This window comes from Micrococcaceae bacterium Sec5.1, assembly GCA_039636795.1.
In the GTDB taxonomy this organism is placed as follows: domain Bacteria; phylum Actinomycetota; class Actinomycetes; order Actinomycetales; family Micrococcaceae; genus Arthrobacter.
In genome coordinates this window covers 4,844,374-4,864,149 of record CP143430.1, presented here as the reverse complement: position 1 = coordinate 4,864,149, position 19,776 = coordinate 4,844,374, and the positions used below count along the sequence as shown (strand labels likewise).

The following is a 19,776-nucleotide window of genomic DNA, read 5'->3' as shown; positions in this document are numbered from 1 at the left end:
ATGTCTTCCGAACCAATCCCCGAGCCCAGGACTTCCGAGCTCAGGGCCCTGCTGATCGGCACATCGCCGGTGGACCCTGAAAGCGTGGCGCAGGCTGCCCTGGATCCGGGGTTTCACGTGAAACTCAACCACGATGCGTTGTCTTTGATGGGCCGCTCACGTGAAGTGCTGGAGCGCGCTTCAACGTCCGGGCAGAGAATCTACGGCCTCAACACCCTCCTTGGGTCCGGACGCGACACGGTTGTGGAGGAGAAGTCGGTCCTTGCCTATCAAATCCAAGTAGTCAGGTACCACAACAGTGGTGTGGGCGACTATCTGGACAGGCCCTCCTCCCGCGCAGTGATTCTCACCCGCCTCGTCGGTTTCAGCCGTGGCGGCTCCGGTGTGCGTCCGGAGACGGCCAGGTTCTATGCCGAAATGCTCAACCGTGGAGTTTTTCCCGCCATACCGCGAGAAGGTTCAGTCGGCTCGTCGGACCTCACCCAACTCGCCGCCGTCGCCGCCGTCGCCATCGGTGAAGGTGAAGCGATCGATGCGAACGGCACCTTGGTGCCCGGGGCGAAAGCGCTCGCCGACGCCGGTCTACAGCCGCTGCGGCTCGCGCCCGGTGAGGCCCTGGCCCTGGTCAGCGCAAACGCCTACTCGGTGGGGGCAGGCACCCTCGCCTTGGTGCGCCTGCAGCAGCTGGCGGAACTCGCCGACGTCGCGCTTTCGCTGTCCTTGGAAACCATTGCAAGATACGACGGCGGCGGGAACCTCAGCCCGTTTTCGACGGCTATCCAAGCGGGCAAGGCGGTGGACGGGCAGAAGGACTCGGCGGCCGCGGTACGTTACCTGTTGCGCGGCGGGTGGTTGGAGGACGTTCGTCCCGAAGTCTCGGTGCAGGATGCATTGTCATTCCGTGCTGCGCCCCAAACGCATGGCGCTTTTCGATCCTTGGTTTCACAGCTCGGCGCTGCGTTGAACGTGGAGCTGAACGGACGCGGCGACAATCCGTTGGTTGATATCGAAACGGGGCAAATGGTGTCCGGAGGGAACTTCCAACCGATGCAGCTGGCTCTTTCCTTCGAGGGCCTGCGGCTTGCCTTGGCGCATGTGGGTATTTCCAGCGAGCGGCGCATCGCCAAGCTGTATCCGCCACAGCGGGTGATTCGGGCGAGGCATCTGGAAGCTGCCGCCAGGCATCTGGAGGATGCGGTTTCTGAGTCCGGACCGGCCGCAGGCCTTGTGCAGGAGGAGTTGCCCGGGCTGCTCTGGTACTCAGCAGCGGGACTGCTGTCCGAACTGAAGTTCCTGGCAGCGCCGGCGACGCTCGGGGCACCCACCCTCTCGGCCGACGTCGAGGACCACTCCACCTTGGCGCCGCTGGCGTTGCAGCAACTCGAAAAGTCCGTAGAGGCTTTGGAGAAATTGCTTGCCATTGAGGCACTGACGGCGTCGTATTTGCTGCTCGAAGCGGGAGCCTCGCAACCGCTCGGAAAGGGGACGGGCGCCGTTGTGGCTCGGCTGGCTGATGTGCTGGCGGACCGGCCGTCGGCTCCGGACCTGGTGGAGCGTGCGCGACGTGAGTTGCGCGATGTGGTGGCGCAGGAATTGCCGGCTACGGCTGAAGGGGAGGGAACCACGTGAGTACCGCGATCCGCAAACATGGCGCCCACTTGGCGGCGGGTTTGCCTGATGGGCTGGATGCCTCCGTTCTGGACAAAGTGGGCAACACTCCGCTGGTGAAATTGGAGGCGCTGGGCCGTGGATTGGGCAGCACCATCCACATCAAGCTTGAGTCGGAGAACCCTGGCGGATCCATCAAGGACCGTACTGCGCTGAGCATGGTCCGGGCGGCCGAGCGCTCCGGAGAGTTACAGCCGGGCGCAACCATTGTGGAAAGCACCTCCGGCAATACCGGGATCGGACTGGCGCTCATTGGGCGGTTGACGGGGCATCCCGTGGTGGTGGTTACCGGCGACACCATCTCCCAGGAGAAGCTCGCCGCGCTCCACAGCTACGGGGCGCGCGTGGTCCTGACGGACTGGAGCGCGCCCTCCGAATCGCCGGAGAACGCCCGTGCGGTGGCAGCGCGCATCACGGCCGGGACCCCTGGTGCCTGGCGGCCCATGCAGTTCGATAACCCTGCCAATCCAGCCGCACATTATGAAACGACAGGACCGGAAATCTGGGAGCAGACCCACGGGTTGGTTACGCATTTTGTGGCCGGCATCGGAACCGGCGGGACGATCAGCGGCAATGGCCGGTTCCTGAAAGAGAAAGTTGCAGCTTTGCGGCCGGGCGGGCACCTTGAAGTGGTGGGCGCCGACCCCTACGGCTCCGCCTACAGCGGTGGACATCCCGGGGAGATCCTGGTGGATGGTGTGGGTAACTCCTGGCCCCAGGCTGAATGGCCCAAGGCCTTTGACCGCTCCATTGTTGACCGCTTCCTGCGTATCCCCAACGACGAGGTCTACTCCACGGTGCATCGGCTCCTCGACGAAGAAGGGCTTGCGCTGGGTCCATCGTCCGGGCTCGCTGTGGCCGCTGCCCTGCGGGTAGCCCGGGCCGCACCCCACGGTTCGGTGGTGGTGGCCATAGCGCCCGACGCCGGAACCAACTACCTGAGCAAGGCCTTCAACCCGGTGTGGCTGGCAGAGAACGGAATCCACCTGGCCCGCGACGCCACCGAATAGCACCCTCTCTCACATCCACCGGCTTTTGGGCGGTTGTTCTTTCACATCCACCGGCTTTTGGGCGGTTGTTCTTTCACATCCACCGGCTTTTGGGCGGTTGCTCTTTCACATCCACCGGCTTTCCGACGGTTCCTCTTTCACTTCCCCCGGCTTTTGGGCAGCGAAGGCACTCCGAGCCAGTTGCGCTAGGCTCCAAGCATGCCTGAACAGGAAACAAAAGCACGTCTCGCCGGCTATCTGGATAAGCAACAGCCCGAGCTTTACGCAACACTGAGCCACTATGCCCAGCAGGTGATTGGGGAAGCCGACCGGACAGGTGTCCCACGCCGGACCATCGAACTTCTGAACTACCTTGCGTCGCAGATCAACGGCTGCGCATTCTGCCTGGACCTGCACCATCGCAGGGCGTTGGGGTACGGCGAAACGGAACAGCGTCTGTCCTTGGTGGCTGTCTACAAGGAAGTGACGCTGTTTGAACCGGCTGAGCGGGTGGCCATGGAAATCACTGAGCAGATCACCCGGATGAGCACGTCACGGCCGAGCCCGGAACTCTTCGAGCGGGCCCGGGAACACTATAACGACGAGCAAATCAGTGTCCTGTGCATGGCAGCCATTGGGATCAATGCCTTCAACCGGCTGTCGATCCTGAGCGAGCACCCGGTGCGTGTGGTCAAGCCGAAGCCCTGACGTTGGCAGGCCGTGTGGCGTCCTGACCTCCTTTCAAACAACATCAGCCCCTGGGCAACCCGAAATGGTTGTCCAGGGGCTGATTTGCACCGAAAGACGGTCAGCAGGCCACGGCTGCTAGACGCTGACAGCCTTCTTGAGTGACCGGCGTCGTCCGTACTTGAAGTAGAAGAACGCGTAGCAGGCGCCTACGAACGGAACGCCGAAGAGCAGTGCCGCCACCTGGTTGGGATCGAACGCGATGCCGATCAAGGAAACTACGCACAGCGCGAACGCCAGGATCGGGACCAGCGGGAAGAGCGGCGCTTTGTACGGGAGCGTGCTGAGGTCGCCGCCGTTCTTGATAAACGTGCGCCTGTACACAAAGTGCGAGGCAACAATGGACATCCACACGCCCACGGTGGCGAAGCCGGCGATCGAGACAAGCACCAGATACACGGTTGCCGGCGCAACGATGCTGCTGATCAGCGAGGCCAAGCCGCCGAGCATGCTGACGCACAGGGCAATCATTGGGATCCCACGCTTGGTCAGCTTCCTGAACGCCTTGGGTGCGTGTCCTTCGTCGGCCAGCGAGAAGAGCATGCGGGCGCAGGAATAGAGTCCGCAGTTTCCCGCCGACAGCAGCGCAGTGATGATCACGAAGTTCATGATGTCCGCGGCGAACGGAATGCCGAGCATCGAGAAGACGGTGACGAACGGGCTTTCGTCCACGCTGACCTTCTCGTAGGGGATGGTCGCTGCGATGACGGTAATGGCCCCGACAAAGAAGATCATGAGACGGATGACCGTGGTCCGCATGGCCTTGGGGATGTTGGCGCCGGGATTGGATGTTTCGCCGGCGGCCACACCGATCAGTTCGGAGCCCGAGAAGGCGTAGAACACTGCCAGGCAGGTGACGAACACGCCCGTGAAGCCGTTGGGGAAAAGCCCCTCGGGCGTGCTGAAGTTGCTGGTGAGCGAGGGGTATTCGCCTGCGGCGAGCGGGTGGAAGCCCATCAGAGCGGCGCCGCCCAGGATAATCAGGCCGACGACGGCGGCAACCTTGATGAGCGCGAACCAGAACTCAGATTCACCAAAGACGCGCGATGAAATGGCGTTCAGCGTGAACAGGACCGTGGCGAATACGAAGCACCAGATCCAGACGTCGACGCCAGGGAACCAGCGTTGCATGAGCAGGCCGGCCGCAGTGAATTCCGAACCCAGCGCCACCGCCCAGCAAAGCCAGTAGAGCCAGGCTGTGGCGAAGCCGGTGGCGGGTCCGATGGTCCGGGCGGCGTAGATGTGGAAGGCACCTGAAACGGGGAACGCAACGGCGAGTTCCCCGAGGCATGCCATCACCAGGTAGACCACCACGGCTCCGATGAGGAACGCGAGAACGGCGCCCAAGGGGCCCGCGGTGGCAATGGTGTAGCCCGAACTGACGAACAGGCCTGAGCCGATGACGCCGCCCATGGCAATCATCACCAGGTGCCGGGCCTCCATGGACCGGCGAAGTCCTGTCTGTGAGGCGCCAGTCTCCGACTGGGCCTCGGGTGCCGATGCCTCGGCTGTTGTGGGGGAGCTGTGTCCCATATTCCCTCCGGGAAGTTAGCCAGCAAAGTCTGAAGTGGTGTCAGGCGGACGTGATCCAACTAACACGAGAACAAGATTCATCACACGACGGACACCCATTTCAAGGAGGATAAGGAACGCGATTGAACCTCTGTGAAGCTCAATGCTGAGGCAAAGAATTCCTTATCAATGAGTCATGCGAGCAATTACTCTACTTGTGATCTGCTAAGTTCCAAGCGGAGCAGAGTAGGCCTCAGTCTGGCCGGCCGGAATTACTCGATTCCGGCAAACAACTCATTCAGTTCTTCTGTGAGCTGCTTGCGGACAGCGGGCGTGCCGATCTCCTGGCCGTTAATGTGATTCACCGGCGCGATCAAGCGGATGCTCGATATGAGCCAAACGGCGTCGGCATCGAACAGGTCCTGCGGCACCAGCGGACCATAGCCGAGTTCCCACCCTGCAGCCTTCGCGGCGGCGAACAGTGCGCCCTGCGATGTGCCCGGAAGGATTCCACTATCGTGCTGCGGCGTGATGAGCCGGCGAACCGTCCTGACGGAACCGTCGCCGTCGTCGACTGTGTCCAGGTGGGCAAGCAGCACGGTGGACGTCGGCCCCTCGAGGACACGACCATCCGTGGAGGTGAAGATGGCGTCATCGGCACCCTGCTTGTGCGCGTAGCGCAGCGCCGCCATGTTCACGGCGTAGGACAGTGTCTTTGCTCCCAGCAGGAGCCACGGCGCGCGCTCGCCGGCTTCGGTGTCAAAGCCGCGATCCAGAAGTACGACGTCGATACCCGTCTCGCGCTGTCGGCGGCTGCCTGCGGGTGAGGGTGAAGCCTGTACCCAGCATGTGGGGCTCGCCGCGCCTTCAATTCCACGGGTCACGATCAGCTTGACCACGACTTCGTCCTCTTCGGGCGTGGGTGCCGGGTAATTACCGCGGAACTCTGTAATCGCCGTGTCAATTGCCCGTCGCCAGGCATCCTGCTCCGGGATCGCCAAGTCCAAAGCCGCCGCAGAACTGCCCAGACGGTTCAGATGTGCCTGCACTTTGCGTGCGCGTCCCTGGACGGCGAGCAGCGACTCGAACACGCCATCGCCACGGGTAGCGCCGAGGTCAGTGGCCATGAGCTGGGGCTGGCTGGAATCGGCAATGCGGCCGTTTTCGAAGGCTGGGTCCAGGAAAACGAGGACCGTAGGGGCAGGAGAAGTCATGCTCCAAGCTTAGTGCGGCCCTCCAAAGGGCCGGGCGGATAGGCTGTGGTTACCGTTAGTTCTTGGACCGTGGGGGTTGTGGAGTGCTTTTTCCTTTTCCGATTGGCCTGGAGTGGACGTGGCTTCTGGGTGCTTGGGCCATTGCGGAAGTCATCATGCGCATCGTTCTGCTGGGCATCATCCCCGGTAACCGTCGCCCCACTACGGCCATGGCCTGGCTTCTGGCTGTTTTCCTGGTCCCGACCGTCGGATTCGTGCTCTTCCTGCTTTTTGGAAATTTCCGCTTGTCCAAGCGGCGGCGTCAGCAGCAGGAACAAGTTAATCACCGCGTTCGCTCGGTGACCTCTGACCTGTCCGACCCCGTGAGTACCTATTCCGGCCCGGAGTGGGTGAAGTCCGCAGGTGAGCTGAACCACCGCCTTGGCTCGCTGCCCATGGTTGACGGCAACAAGGTGGAGCTTATTCCTGGTTATGAGGAGTCCATCAAAGCCATGGCCGAGGCCGTGCGGGGAGCTACGGACTATATCAACGCGGAGTTCTACATCATGAGCAGCGACTTCATGACGGACGAGTTGCTCACCGAACTGGAGAAGGCCGCGGAGCGCGGTGTCACCGTCAGGTTGCTCTTCGACCACATCGGAACGCTGCGCATCAAGGGCTACCGTCGGCTGGTCCGCCGGCTCAAGGCAGGCCAGATCCAGTGGAAGCGAATGTTGCCCCTGCTTCCGATCCACGGCCAATGGCGGCGCCCGGATCTCAGGAACCACCGGAAGATCCTGGTCATCGACGGGACATTGGCGTTCACGGGCTCGCAGAACCTGATTGAACCGTCCTACAACAACCCCAAGCATCGCCGCGCCGGCCGCCAATGGGTGGAGCTCATGGCCCGGCTTGAGGGCCCGATTGTGGCCACCCTGAATGTAGTTTTCGCCACGGACTGGCTCAGCGAGACCGACGAGTCACTCGAAAGCCAGCTTCGTCTTCCCTCCCAACCGTCCCCGGGACGTGTCACGGCCCAGGTGGTCCCGAGCGGTCCGGGGTTCGCCACGGAAAACAACCTTCGCCTGTTCAATACGCTGATCTACTCGGCGCAGCACAGGATCTCCATTTGCAGCCCATACTTCGTGCCTGATGACTCCCTGCTCTATGCGATCACCACTGCGGCTCAGCGCGGGGTGGATGTGGAGCTCTTTGTCTCCGAAAAGGGCGACCAATTCCTCGTCCACCACGCCCAGCGGTCCTATTACGAGGCTCTCCTCGGAGCAGGTGTCCGCATCTACCTGTACCGCGCTCCATACGTACTCCACGCCAAGCACTTCACCATCGACGACGAAGTTGCGGTTCTCGGCTCCAGCAATATGGACATGCGCTCCTTCTCCCTGAACATGGAGGTTTCGGTGATGCTCCTGGGCGCCGAAACCGTGAACCTCATGCGGGCCGTGGAGTCCACGTATCGAGAGGTATCCCGTGAGCTTACGTTGGATGACTGGATGGATAGACCCCCGTTGGCCAAGTATGTGGATAACGTCGCGAGATTGACGGCGACGCTCCAATAGGCTGCTCAGCCTGGGAAGTCAGCCCCCAGCGTCGACAACACGCCAAACGCCTTGGTCCGGATCTCTTCGTACTCGTCATCTGCCACGGAATCTGCAGTAATTGCCCCGCCGACGCCAAGGCTGAGTGTTCGCCCACCGTCGTCGTCCGGATTGACCACCAGGGTGCGTATCACGACGGCGAGGTCCGTGGCAGCATTCAGCGAGAAGTAGCCTATTGCTCCCGAATAGATACCGCGGGGACCCGCCTCGAGCTGGTCAAGGATATCCATGGTGCTGATCTTCGGCGCCCCGGTCATTGACCCAGCCGGGAAGGCTGCAGCCAGTGCCTCTGCACGCGGAGCGCCAGGGCGTAGGTGCGCGTCCACCGTGCTCACCATCTGATGCACTGTGGCATAGCTTTCGATCGCGCACAGCCGGCTGACCGTCACCGAGCCCGGAATGGCGAAGTGACTCAGGTCGTTGCGGAGCAAGTCCACGATCATGATGTTTTCCGCGCGGTCCTTCAGCGACGTCTCCAGATCGCGGCGCAATTCGGCGTCCTCCCTGGGATCGGCGGAACGCCCACGCGTGCCCTTGATCGGCTCGGCCCGCATGCCGCCGTCGGAGAGAATCCGCAGGAAGCGCTCGGGCGAGGTGCTGGCAACAACCAGCTCGCCGAACCGAAGGTAACTGGCAAATGGTGCCGGATTGCGGCGTCGCAACGCCCTGTAGCTCTGCCATGGGTCCAGCCCGCCGGCAGGGGCTTCCAACATGGTGGTCAGGCAGACCTCGTACGAGTTGCCTTCGCTGATTTCATGCTGGGCGTCGGCGATTTTGCGCTTATAGTCCGTTGCGCTGTCACGGCACGTGAATTCCGGAGCCGCCTCGGAAACAGGCTCGACGGCGGAAGCCGGGGCGGCTGAAGCAGCCCCGACAGCGGTTCGAGCCTGGCGCAACCACTCATCGGCGTCGGGCGCTTCCAGGGCGAGCAGCCACACAGTGTGCTCGCGATGATCCAGCACCACGGCCCGCCCAGCGAAGAGCAGGGCGGCGTCGGGAGTGTCGGGTTGGACGTCATTGCCCCCGGTTTCCCGTTTGAGCTCGTAGCCCAGGTAGCCCAACCAGCCGAGCGTGAACTGGCCATCGTAGCCGCGGGGTGCCCGCACGGCGCGCCGTCCCCAGACGGAATCGAGCCATCGGAAGAACGGTCCGGAGGTTTCCACGGTGGCTGTTCCGGCGGTTACTTGGGTGATTCCCGCACGGTGTTGGACGGACTGGCCGAACGTGCCGCCGTCGTCAGCCAAGATGCTGAAGCGGCTGCGGGCAGCAGCCTGGGACGTCCCTGAAACTGCGGAAGCGTTGGAGGAATCCAGCCAGACGGCATTGGTCGAGGAACCGTAGAGGTTCTGAAAGAGCGCCTCGGCGTCAGGAACGGCGCTGATCTTTTCGGACCGGAGCTGCAGTCCTCGACGCGCGCTGAGTTCCGGCGAGAGGATCGCTGACAACGACGGCAAGTACCGCATTGCCTGCAGGACGTCGTCCGGGGCGTTGCCATCCGCGAGGTTCTGGACCCGGATGTCTGCTGCGCCGATTACCTCGTCAGCTTCCAGCCAAATATCCTCTTGGGCAGCCCAGCTGTCCCAATAAGGTTCGTAGGTATTTCCGTCACGAGCCAAAGCCCGACGACGGCGATCGTCACCGGGGGACTCGACCCACACGATGGCGTCCAGCATGGGGCGTGCCGCATTCGCTGCGGCGCCAACGCCCTCCACAATCACGATTTCGGCTGGCAACGTTACGTGCAGCGCGCCGTCGTAATGCCGTTCCCAATCCCAGCTGACCCACTCTGCCGCTTCCCCTTGGCTCAAAGGCGTCAGGACCGTCGCGACGTATCTTTCGATGCCTGTGGCAAGGCCGTTCCATCCGGGATAGATGTCTTCCAGATGGAAAAGGGAAACCTTGTGGTGCTCCCGAAGGCGGGCCGCCAGTTCAACGGCCAGCGTCGTCTTGCCCGCGCCGGACCGCCCGTCCACGGCGATGATCACGGGTGCAGGGGTCATGACATAGAGGTTACCTGCTGGTGCTCGCTGGCTTCGTTTCGGGCATCGCCGGCGCTACGTCCGGAGTCTCCTGTTGCCTGTTCTGTAATTGCGGCGCTCACGTAGCGCACGATGCCTGGAATAGCGGCTTTGATAAGGGTCCAGGTGTTGTCGAAGTCAGTATGACCGCCGTACCAGGGATCCTCGATGCCCTGATCCAGGGAGCTGCGCCCAACCATCACGGGATCGAAGCTGCGCAGCATCCGGACTTTGGCCAAGGATTCGCGATCTGGGGCGCCCTCCTGAAGCCAGCCGAAATGATCCACGTCCAATGCCAGGATGAGATCCCGCTCAGCGAACCACTCGCGCCTCCAGTGGCGTGCGACGTGGTCCTCCGAAGCGATGTGGTGGGCGGCCAGTTTGCGGGCTGCCCTGGGATCGATTGGGTGCCCCACCTCGTACCCGGTGGTGCCCGCTGAGTCGACCACTATCAGCTTGCCGAGCCCTTCCGCTTCGAAGGCTTCGGTAAGCATGAGCGCTGCCATGGGCGAGCGGCAGATGTTTCCGGTGCAGACCGTGATGATGCGGTATGGGCTCGTCGTTGAGTACATGCAGCAAGCATGGTTGATGGCACCCCTTCTTGGCTAGGGGCCACTTCACAACGGAGTCACTTTTCCTGTCAAAGCTGTCACAGGGTGTAGGGGGTGGGCACCGTTTCTGTGGTTGCTGACCCGTCCGACGCTGCTTCGGCAACCAGCGCGGAGGCGGCCAGATAGACGGTGCGTACGACGGCGGCGCGTCGCCTTTCGAGGCGGCCGGGGTCGTTCCCGGCCATGAGTCCATCGAGTGCGGGCAGCACAGGGGCCGTATCGCAAAGACTCACGATGGTGATGAGGAGATCGCCGGCGTCTTCCCTTGAGATTCCGGGGAGGGCTGCAATGGTGCTGTTGACCTTGGAGGCGCAGTTGGCCATTCGTTTGGGCAGGCCCACAACTTCCGTGCCCCGTTCCAGGCCTTCCCAGAAGAGGAGGCGTGGCGCGGTGGCGTCCTCTTGATGATGATCGAACAGGCGGCCGGCGTAGTCCGCCATGGCCGCTGGGCCCTCGCCTTGGATGGGTACTTCATCCATGAGGGAGCTGAGCGCAGCGACGATAACCGCGTCAAAAAGGCCGTTCTTGTTGCCGAAGTACTGGTAGATGCGTTCTTTGTTGACGCCGGCCTCTGCGGCGATTCGATCGATCCGCGCCCCGGCAAGTCCTCGGGTGCAAAACTCCGAGGTCGCTGCCTCGAGCAGCAGTGACTTGGTGCGCTCTGTGTCCCATGCCATAAGGACCAGATTACCATTTCCCAACTAAGTAGTTGTAATTGTTGGCGAGTGTGGTTATTGTGAGACCAAGTCAATTGCAACTATCTGGTTGGAGAATGCCATGAACGCTCAAGCTACTGACGAAATTCACCCTGGTGAGGGCGCTGCCACCGCTGCCCCTGTCCGGGCACCAGGACTCTCGCAAGCGCCGTCCGTCCACATGCGGGCCCTCATCACCTGGATGGCGATCTTCCCCTTGGTTTCCATCGGCATGCTGTTGCTCGGGCCGATCATGGAGCCGTGGCACCCGATTCTTCGAGCACTCTTGCTGACAGCCCTGGTGGTCCCGGCTGCCGTCTATTTCGTGGTCCCCAAGCTGTTTGCCGGCCACGGCGCCCTGACGCGCAGGGCAGTGGAGCGCGCCGCCCGCAAGTCTGCTTAAAGACCAACTGACTGGCATTTGTGGTTGTTCTCAGCGCTGGGAACAACCACAACTGCCAGTCAGTTGGGTGGGAGCGCTGGGACTAAACGCCCCGCAGCTGCTCTACCTGGGCAATGGTCGGGTAAGCGGCCTGGGTGCCCTTCTTCGTGGCGGCCAACGCTGCGGCTACCGAGGCGAAGGAGGCCGCGTCCGCGAGGGAATCGCCAGCAGCCAGGCGTGCAGCGACAGCTCCCGTGAATGCGTCACCCGCACCGGTGGTGTCGACGGCCGAAACGCGGGTAGGGGCAATGCGTGTGATCTGGTCCTGGGTACCCCGGGCCAACGAATCCAGCACAACAGAGCCGTGAGCGCCCAGCGTTACCAGCACGCGCTGCAAACCCCTGTCGGCAAACTGGCTGCGAACAGCTTCCCATGCTTCGGCCTCCGCGTCGGCGTCAGGAATGTCGGCTTCGCGGCCAAGGAACAGTGAGGCCTCGTGCGCATTGACCAGCAGCACGTCGCTCAACCCGGCCAGAACCTCCGGTACCTCCGCGTAAGGCGAGAGGTTCAAGATGACGGTAGCTCCGGCGTCGTGCCCTGCTTGTGCAGCGGTGATCACAGTATCGATCGCGACTTCAAGGCAGAGGCAGACCACCGCAGCATTGTTGATGGCGTCCGCTGCCGCGCGCACGTCTGCCGGGGTCAGCGTCCCATTTGCCCCGGCCGAGATGATGATGCTGTTCTCGCCGCTGGCATCCACCGAGATGACCGCGACGCCCGTTGCCGCGTCCGAGCGTCGGACGCGGGTGACGTCCACCCCGGCGTTGGCGGTGGAGCCCAGGAGCATGCTGCCGTTGGCATCATCGCCCACTGCACCCACCAGGCTGACCTGGCCGCCGAGCTTGCTGGCCGCCACCGCCTGATTGGCGCTCTTGCCACCGGGGTTCACGGCAAAACCGTTGCCGTGGACCGTCTCGCCGGGCTTGGGAAGGCGGTCGCAGTAGATGGTCAGATCAGCGTTCAGGGAGCCGACAACGACGATCCCCGCCGTGGGCGTGCTGGTGTCGGCGCTCATTTACTTGACTCCAATTCGGCCGCTTCTGCCTCTGCAACCTCTGCATCTAGAGGTTTCGGGATCAACAGTGAAGCGGCGAAGGCGGCAAGCGTGATGGCGAGACCCACCACCACAACGGTGAGGTACGACGCCTTGGCGTCACCAAGTGCCGACGTCGCGACGAGGACCGCAGGCAGGACCAGGAAGCTCAGGCCGGCGCCGAGGTTGAAGGCGCCCGCGTTCATTCCGGGGAGGAAGCCCGGGTTGCCTTGGGGCGAGAGGACCACGCCCAGTCCGTTCAGCATGATGTTGACGGTACCGGCGTACATGATGCCCAGCAAGGCCGTGCCCACGATCATCATCGGCAGGTTGTTCAGGCCGAAGAACGCGATGATGGCCAGAGCCGCGAGGCTGCCCAGCAGGCCGATGCGAAGGACCTTCGTGTAGCCGAGAACCGGGGCGAGCCTGCCGCTGATCGGGCCGAAGAGCCAACCCAGCAGTGCGTACGGTGTGAGGATCATGAGCGACATCTCGGTAGGGCCCACGCCGAAGCCGGGCTCGGCCGCCTGAACGAACGCCGGGACGATCCCATTGATGACCGCGAAGATACCGGTCATAGTCAGAGTGGTGGTCAAAAGCGGTGCCCACGTGGAGCGGTGGCGAAGGTGAACTGTTTCCACCATGGGCTGCTTGGCACGCTTCTCCACAGTCCAGAACGCGAAGAACGCGACGGCGGCAACCAGGATCAGGCCAATGGCCAACGTTAACGTCTCCGCGTCGAAGGCCGTGGCCAATTTGGAGCCTTCGTTCAAGGCCGTCAGGAGGGCGCCCACCGCGATCACGATGAAGAACACGCCCAGCCAGTCCATGGCGGTTCCGGCAGCAGGTTTGCTCTCTCCCGCGAGGACGGCGATCAGGACCGTCGCCACCAAGGCCAGGCCAAGCATGAGCCAGAAAATGCTGCGGAATCCGAAGTTCTCGGCGAAGTAGCCGCCCACGAACGAGTCGACACCAGCCACGCCACCGTTGACGGCCGTGATGAGGCCCATGAGGGTGCCGTATTTGCGCGGATTGCTCACTGCCGAGCGGAGCATGATGAGGCAGAGCGGGACGGTCGGACCGCTGACGCCCTGGATGATGCGGCCTACGAAGAGCCAGGTGACATCCGGTGCGAGTGCCGCGATGACCGAACCAGCTGCCATGAGGAGCATCATGCCCACAAGGATCTTCTTGCGGCCCACGATGTCGCTGAGGCGGGGGAGGAAGAGGGAGAACAGGGCTGCGGCCGTGAAGAACCAGGTCTGGGACAGGCCGATGGTGGCTTGATTGGTCTGGAGCTCATTGCCCATGGTGACCAAGGCCGGGCTGAGCATAGAGGCGTTGAGCTGGAAGGCAACACAGGCTGCCAGAAGGGCGACAGTGAGTGCAGTGACGTTACGCCCGGTGGACTTGGTTTCGGGTACCAGGATTGACATTACTTTGCGTCTCCTGCTGCGCCGTCAACCGCGGCGCTGGCCGTGGCGCCGGCGTCGTACGTTGGTTCGCCGATCCGTTCGATCGCATCGGTGACAAGATCCCAGAACTTCTGGTGATCCAGATCCATGGCCACGGATGTGTGGCAGTCCTCCGGGGCGGGTGCCCGGAAGTCCGCCACGGTCATGCCGAGGGTGAGCTTGCCCTGCAGTTCGATGTCCACGGGCACCTTGCGTGTGGTCATCACGGTGGGGTCGATGACGTAGGCGACGGCACAGGGGTCGTGGACCGGCGGGAAATCGAAGCCCTGGGCATCCTTGTAGGTCTTCTTGAAGAACTCCATCAGTTCCAGCACGAATTTGGCCGGCTTGGTGCCGATTGACGCGATCCTGTTCACTACCTCGTCCGTGGCCAGTGCCTGGTGCGTGAGGTCAAGGCCGACCATCACCACGGGCCACTTTTCATTGAAGACGATGTGGGCGGCCTCGGGATCGATGATGATGTTGAACTCTGCCACGGCGCTCCAGTTGCCCACGTGGTAGCCGCCACCCATGAGGACAACTTCCTTCACGCGCTCCACGATGCGCGGCTCCTTGCGGGCAGCCATGGCGATGTTGGTCAGGCCCGCGGTAGGCACCAGAGTGATGGTGCCCGGCTCGTGTGCCATGACGGTTTCAATGATGAGGTCGACGGCGTGGCGCGGGTCCAGTTCGATGGTGGGCTCGGGCTGTTCCGGACCATCCATGCCGGAATCGCCGTGGATGGTGGGGGCAGTTTTGATGGTGCGGACCAAGGGCCGGTCACAACCTGCGGCGAACGGAACGCCGGTGATGCCAGCGATGGTGGCTACCGAGAGGGCGTTGCGCGTGACTTTTTCGAGGGTCTGGTTGCCCACCACCGTTGTCACTGCGAGCAGCTCGATGTCCGGATTGCCGTGGGCCAGCAGCAATGCCACAGCGTCGTCATGGCCGGGGTCGCAGTCAAGAATGATCTTCTTGCGTGTTGTCATGGGGTTGGGGTCCACGTTTCGTCTCCACGTCTTTGGGGCCTGCCAGGTTCTTACCCAAAGCAGGGCGGTAAGCATTCAGGGGAATTCTGACACTGCTTCAGGTGGTACGTCAAACGCTTAACGTGAACCGAGTTAAACGCTTGATGCCTTGAGCCCCTTGTTCGCGTTGCAACAACGCTACGATCGATGCATGGATACCTTGGATCGGCGGAACGCCCGCTCGCCCCGTGTGACGGCTGCGATGGTGGCTGCCCGGGCCGGGGTTTCCACTGCCACCGTCTCATTGGTGGCCAACGGTAAGACGCAAGGACGAGTATCCGAGGACAACATTTCACGCGTCCGATCAGCGATCGCCGAACTTGGCTATGTGGTTGACGGCATTGGGAGTTCGCTGGCTCGCGGAGTCAGCTCCATCGTCATCCTCGTGACGCCGGACGTGTCCAACCCGTTCTTCGCCAACGTCATCGCAGGCGTCCGGGAATCACTGGGCCCGGCTTACCAACTGCTGCTCTCGGTGACCGACGCCGGGGAGTCGCCGCAGGCGGAGGATGTCCGCAAATTGTTGGCACTCCGTCCGGCCGGATTGCTCGTGGGCGCTCCCAGTGCTGAGTTTCTTCAGGACCTGTCCGCAGCTGGACCGCTTGTGCTCCTTGATGCGCCGGGACTTGAGTCCTACGCGCCGTCCGTAAACCTCGACGTCGCCCAAGGCGCGCGTGAGTTGGCCCGGCACCTTGCAGCGTCCGGACATACCCAGGCCGCCTACGTGGACGGCATTACCGGCACCACCACTTTCCACCTGCGCAGGGAAGCCTTCCTTGAGGAGGCCGCAGCGTGCGGGCTCTTGGTTGCCGATGGGCATGTCATCAGTACCGCGATCGACGTCGGTGCTGCCGCCGCCGCGTTCGCCGACGCTTGGCCCACCTGGCAACGTGAGGGGGTGACCGCCGTCGTCTGCGGTACCGACACCCATGCGTATGGCGTGCTGCAGGAAGCGCGGGTGGCGGGCGTCCTGATTCCTGCCGAACTGGCCGTTGCGGGCTTCGACGATCTCCCGTACTCGGCCACCAGCAATCCCAGCCTCACGAGCGTGCACCTGCCGGCGACCCCGCTTGGACGAAGGGCGGGGGAGCAACTCCGCGGGCTCATGGAAGGGCTCGCTTTGGAGGAACCGCATGTGACGCTGGAGAGCTCGCTGGTGGTGCGGGGTTCTACGTCGCTGGGTTAGCGCGGTTTTTGGCTCGGTTAGTGGATGGTCGCTAGCAGGATGCCCACGAGGACAAACAGGCAGCCGAACACACGGTTAAGTACCTTCTGGCCGCGCTCGTCGTGGGTGAAGCGCTGGAATGAACGCGCGGCCAAAGCGAAGAAGAACCACATGACGATGATGTCGATAGCCAGAACCGTGGCCGTCAGCACGGCATATTGCTGAAGCAGGGGTTGGTCCGGCCTGATGAACTGAGGCATGAAAGCAAGGAAGAACACGATTGCCTTGGGATTCAGCAGGTTCACCCAGATGCCGCGTTGGAACATGGAAAGGCCGGACTCGTTCTTGCGGCTGTCCACCTTTTCCTCGTCCAGGTCCGGCTTGCGCAGGAACTGCCGGATCCCGAGGTACACCAGATACGCGGCGCCTGCGTAGCGGACGATGTTGAAGATCACCGGCGAATTTGAGACGAGTACGCCGACGCCCAAAGCGACGATCACGATATGGATGACCAAGGCCAGCTGTTGTCCGAGGATTCCCCAAATGGAGCGCCGGAATCCGGAATTGAGCGAGTTGCTCATGGTGAAAATGGCACCGGCGCCGGGAGTGAAACTGATCAGGGTGCCGGCGCCAACCAGGGCCAGCCAAAGAGAAAACTGCACCATCTCAGCTTATGCGGATGAGATGGGTGCCCGGGACGCGTTGGGTCCTGACATGGTCTGGCGCTCGGGACATCGCAAATGACCCCAGGGCGTTGACTCAGTTGGCGTTTGGGTTCAATAGGTGTCCGTACCTCTTCACGAAATCCTGCCACCAGTGGCATTCGGGATACTTGGACAGGCTCGAATGGCGCCAGTGGAGCATGGTTTCAGGCAGATCCCTTCCGTGTTGGTCAAAGTAGGAGTGAAGCTCGACGGTATCCCGCGACTCATCGATGCCGTAGTTCCCGATCATGAGTAGCCCACGTGCTATTGCAAGTCTCCGAAGCTTCCCTATCTCAGCAGGCGAAGGCTCAGCGCTTTCAAAATCGAATTCTTGCCAACAACCGCCGTAGGCGATGGCAAAGTACTTGGTCCCTTCCGTCGTAAGAACCTCGAAGATGTCGTCGAAGAGCGGCTCCAAAGAACCATGAAACTGATAACTGGCGATGCCAATGCTGGTGAAACACATGTCGGAATCGAGGCCGATGACAACAAGCCTGCTGAGCGGTTTCTCGTTGGGAACTATGTATGGACGCGCGAGTACCTGGATGTCGAAGCCAGCTTGAATAATCATGATTTGACGCTATGGCCTGACTAGCAGGCAGAAAATAATGCTCTTGGCCTATGTGGACAATCCCGGCGTTGGGTCCTGATCTTGTTCGGCCGCCCAGACTTCAGATCGAAGCCTAAATGGGTTGATTTCCGGGCACCGTGAGCCCAAAGAGGGTCAGGAGGCCACGCCTTAGGGCAAACTGGTGCCGTGAGCGGAATCCCGTGGGTACTGCACGTTGACCTCGACCAGTTCATTGCGGCTGTCGAGGTCCTCCGGCGCCCCGAGCTCGCAGGCAAACCCATCATTGTGGGTGGCCGGGGAGACCCCACGGAACGTGCTGTGGTGTCCACGGCCTCGTACGAAGCCAGGGCGTTCGGCGTAGGTTCTGGAATGCCACTGCGGATCGCAGCACGCAAAGTACCGCATGCCATCATTCTGCCCGTAGACCAGGAGGCTTACCTGGCGGCCTCGGACGTAGTGATGGCCACTCTGCGCGCACAGCCGGGCGCCAAGGTTCAGGTGCTCGGTTGGGATGAGGCGTTTGTTGGCATCGAGACCGAGGATCCGGAAGCATATGCCCGGCAGATCCAAGCTGCCGTCCTGGAGCAAACCCGGTTGCACTGCAGCGTGGGCATCGGCGACACGTTGGTCCGTGCAAAGAATGCGACAGATTTTGGCAAACCAGCGGGCATCTTTCGGCTGACCAAGGAGAACTGGCTCGACGTCATGGGCAGCAAACCCACCAAGGAGCTGTGGGGTGTAGGGCCCAAAGTGTCGCAGCGCCTGGCGAAACACCACATCACCACAGTCGCCGAACTGGCCGCGTCCGATCCCCAGGACTTGGTCCCGGAGTTCGGCCCCAAGATGGGCCCTTGGTATGCGCAGCTCGGACGAGGCGAAGGCGCCAATGAAGTGGATGACACCCCCTGGGTTGCCCGGGCACATGGCCGCGAGACCACTTTTCAGAAGGACCTCACGGAACCCTCCCAGATCAGCGACGCCATCAAGGAACTGACGGCGCGAGTCCTCGAAGACGTGGCGGCCGAGGGGCGGCCGGTGGTGGGGCTGACCCTCAAGGTTCGGTACGCCCCGTTCTTCACCAAGACCTACGCAAGGAAGATTCCAGAGACTTTCGACCGCGACGAAGTCCTCGCACAGGCATTGGACGTCACTGCGCGGATCGAGCCCGATCGTCCCATCCGGCTCCTGGGACTACGCGCCGAAATGTCGATGCCCGACGACGCCCGAAAAGGACACACCCCCACCCGCAGCGGATGGTGACAGCACAGCGCTTGGGCAAGGCACGACGGCGGTAGGCCGGCTACCAGCGCGGGTGGATCGCTTCGCGGAAGTAACGGTCATAGATGTCCTGGACCCCAGCTGTGAGCCCTGAACCTACGGACTGCATCGATCCGGCCTCAGCGTTTGCATGTGCCTGTACCGACGAACGGGCACCGGGAATGACCGTGCTGACACCGTCCTGGGCGATCGCCCAGGCGAGGGCCGCCTGGGCGGTGCTGACGCCGTCGGGCACTAATGCGCTGAACTCTTGGGCGGCCTTGACACCGGTGGCGAAATCGACGCCCGAGAAGGTCTCGCCGACGTCGAACGAGGATCCGTCGCGGTTGTAGTTGCGGTGGTCGTTCTCCGCGAACTCAGTTTCCGGGGTGTACTTTCCGGACAGCAGACCGGAGGCCAGCGGCACTCTGGCGATGATGCCGACTCCGGCCTGCTTTGCTGCCGGGAGGACTTCATCGAGCGGCTTGAGCCGGAACGCGTTCAGGATGATCTGAACGGACGCCGTATTCCCGCGGTTGATGGCTTCAAGGGCCTCTTCAGTCCGCTCGACACTGACGCCGTAGTTGCGGATAACACCTTCGCTGACGAGGGTGTCCAGTGCGTCGTACACCTCATCCCGCGTGTAGACAGCGGTGGGCGGGCAGTGCAATTGGACGAGGTCCAGGGTGTCCTGCTGCAGATTCAGCCGCGAACGGTCAGTCCACGCGCGGAAGTTGGCGAGGGTGTAGTTTTCGGGCACTTGGTCCACGCGCCGGCCCATCTTGGTGGCAACCATTAGGTCCAGCCCGGGATTGGCGCGGAGGAAGCGTCCGATCAGCTGCTCACTTCGGCCATCGCCGTAGACATCGGCTGTGTCGAAGAAAGTGACGCCGCCGTCAACCGAGGCCTCCAGGACGGCAAGTGCGTCTTCCTCGGTGACGTCGCCCCAGTCCGCTCCGAGTTGCCACGTGCCTAGTCCGACGGTGGACACTGACCGGCCGGTCTTACCAAGTATGCGCTGTTCCATGGGTTCGACTATATGGCCCCGATGCAGATGCGGGGCTGGTTCTATA

At 62.4% G+C, this 19,776-nt stretch carries 18 protein-coding genes; 7 read left to right on the top strand and 11 right to left on the bottom strand.

Annotated features, from left to right (window positions below):
* From VUN82_22245 to VUN82_22235, 3 genes are all read left to right on the top strand, one after another.
* Nucleotides 1-1,629, top strand: a complete 1,629-nt coding sequence (locus tag VUN82_22245) for an aromatic amino acid ammonia-lyase (protein ID XAS71768.1) — start codon at nt 1-3, stop codon at nt 1,627-1,629.
* Nucleotides 1,626-2,678 (top strand): cysteine synthase family protein, encoded by a 1,053-nt coding sequence (locus tag VUN82_22240; protein ID XAS71767.1) that lies wholly within the window; start codon nt 1,626-1,628, stop codon nt 2,676-2,678. Before VUN82_22245 ends, VUN82_22240 begins: the two co-directional genes overlap by 4 nt.
* A gap of 198 nt (nt 2,679-2,876) precedes the next feature.
* The gene (locus tag VUN82_22235) at nt 2,877-3,365 is read left to right on the top strand and encodes a carboxymuconolactone decarboxylase family protein (GenBank protein ID XAS71766.1); all 489 of its coding nucleotides are present in this window, start codon (nt 2,877-2,879) and stop codon (nt 3,363-3,365) included.
* Between the two features lie 117 nt (nt 3,366-3,482).
* Here the strand turns inward: VUN82_22235 and VUN82_22230 are convergent, their stop codons facing one another.
* Together VUN82_22230 and VUN82_22225 are read right to left on the bottom strand one after the other, a co-directional pair.
* A complete protein-coding gene (locus tag VUN82_22230) occupies nt 3,483-4,937 on the bottom strand; it encodes an amino acid permease (GenBank protein XAS71765.1) in 1,455 nt (484 codons plus the stop codon).
* A gap of 251 nt (nt 4,938-5,188) precedes the next feature.
* Nucleotides 5,189-6,130, bottom strand: coding sequence for an aminodeoxychorismate lyase (locus tag VUN82_22225; protein ID XAS71764.1), 942 nt, complete (start codon nt 6,128-6,130; stop codon nt 5,189-5,191).
* 83 nt (nt 6,131-6,213) lie between these two features.
* Between VUN82_22225 and cls the strand changes: the two genes are divergently transcribed.
* Nucleotides 6,214-7,686, top strand: coding sequence for a cardiolipin synthase (gene cls, locus VUN82_22220; GenBank protein XAS71763.1), 1,473 nt, complete (start codon nt 6,214-6,216; stop codon nt 7,684-7,686).
* 5 nt (nt 7,687-7,691) lie between these two features.
* Here the strand turns inward: cls and pabB are convergent, their stop codons facing one another.
* The 3 genes from pabB to VUN82_22205 all read right to left on the bottom strand — a co-directional run bounded on the left by pabB (nt 7,692) and on the right by VUN82_22205 (nt 11,031).
* Nucleotides 7,692-9,725, bottom strand: a complete 2,034-nt coding sequence (gene pabB / locus VUN82_22215; protein ID XAS71762.1) for an aminodeoxychorismate synthase component I — start codon at nt 9,723-9,725, stop codon at nt 7,692-7,694.
* Nucleotides 9,722-10,315 (bottom strand): low molecular weight protein-tyrosine-phosphatase, encoded by a 594-nt coding sequence (locus VUN82_22210; protein XAS71761.1) that lies wholly within the window; start codon nt 10,313-10,315, stop codon nt 9,722-9,724. Before VUN82_22210 ends, pabB begins: the two co-directional genes overlap by 4 nt.
* A 77-nt stretch (nt 10,316-10,392) precedes the next feature.
* On the bottom strand, nt 10,393-11,031 hold the full coding sequence (locus tag VUN82_22205) for a TetR/AcrR family transcriptional regulator (protein ID XAS71760.1): 639 nt from the start codon (nt 11,029-11,031) through the stop codon (nt 10,393-10,395).
* 100 nt (nt 11,032-11,131) lie between these two features.
* On the opposite strand from VUN82_22205, the gene VUN82_22200 reads away from it, so the two are divergent.
* Nucleotides 11,132-11,452 carry a hypothetical protein gene (locus VUN82_22200; GenBank protein XAS71759.1) on the top strand — a complete coding sequence of 107 codons (321 nt, stop codon included), beginning with the start codon at nt 11,132-11,134 and terminating at the stop codon, nt 11,450-11,452.
* A gap of 82 nt (nt 11,453-11,534) precedes the next feature.
* Here the strand turns inward: VUN82_22200 and VUN82_22195 are convergent, their stop codons facing one another.
* The 3 genes from VUN82_22195 to VUN82_22185 are packed head-to-tail and all read right to left on the bottom strand — an operon-like array spanning nt 11,535 to nt 14,967.
* Nucleotides 11,535-12,506, bottom strand: coding sequence for a ribokinase (locus VUN82_22195; protein ID XAS71758.1), 972 nt, complete (start codon nt 12,504-12,506; stop codon nt 11,535-11,537).
* Nucleotides 12,503-13,960 carry an MFS transporter gene (locus VUN82_22190; GenBank protein XAS71757.1) on the bottom strand — a complete coding sequence of 486 codons (1,458 nt, stop codon included), beginning with the start codon at nt 13,958-13,960 and terminating at the stop codon, nt 12,503-12,505. The genes VUN82_22195 and VUN82_22190 overlap by 4 nt, the downstream gene beginning before the upstream one ends.
* Nucleotides 13,960-14,967: a nucleoside hydrolase gene (locus VUN82_22185; GenBank protein ID XAS74769.1), complete on the bottom strand. Its 1,008-nt coding sequence runs from the start codon at nt 14,965-14,967 to the stop codon at nt 13,960-13,962. The genes VUN82_22190 and VUN82_22185 overlap by 1 nt, the downstream gene beginning before the upstream one ends.
* A gap of 190 nt (nt 14,968-15,157) precedes the next feature.
* Here VUN82_22185 and VUN82_22180 point away from each other — a divergent pair, with 190 nt between their 5' ends.
* Nucleotides 15,158-16,192 (top strand): LacI family DNA-binding transcriptional regulator, encoded by a 1,035-nt coding sequence (locus VUN82_22180; GenBank protein ID XAS71756.1) that lies wholly within the window; start codon nt 15,158-15,160, stop codon nt 16,190-16,192.
* Nucleotides 16,193-16,209: 17 nt separating this feature from the next.
* Here VUN82_22180 and VUN82_22175 read toward each other — a convergent pair whose 3' ends face one another.
* Nucleotides 16,210-16,836: a LysE family transporter gene (locus tag VUN82_22175; GenBank protein XAS71755.1), complete on the bottom strand. Its 627-nt coding sequence runs from the start codon at nt 16,834-16,836 to the stop codon at nt 16,210-16,212.
* A 94-nt stretch (nt 16,837-16,930) separates the two neighbouring features.
* Entirely contained in the window at nt 16,931-17,446 is a 516-nt protein-coding gene (locus tag VUN82_22170) for a hypothetical protein (GenBank protein ID XAS71754.1), read from the bottom strand.
* 186 nt (nt 17,447-17,632) lie between these two features.
* On the opposite strand from VUN82_22170, the gene VUN82_22165 reads away from it, so the two are divergent.
* Complete coding sequence (locus tag VUN82_22165) at nt 17,633-18,706, top strand: DNA polymerase IV (GenBank protein ID XAS71753.1); 1,074 nt, start codon at nt 17,633-17,635, stop codon at nt 18,704-18,706.
* 40 nt (nt 18,707-18,746) lie between these two features.
* On the opposite strand, the gene VUN82_22160 is transcribed toward VUN82_22165, so the two are convergent.
* Nucleotides 18,747-19,730, bottom strand: coding sequence for an aldo/keto reductase (locus tag VUN82_22160; GenBank protein XAS71752.1), 984 nt, complete (start codon nt 19,728-19,730; stop codon nt 18,747-18,749).
* Between the last annotated feature and the right edge of the window lie 46 nt (nt 19,731-19,776).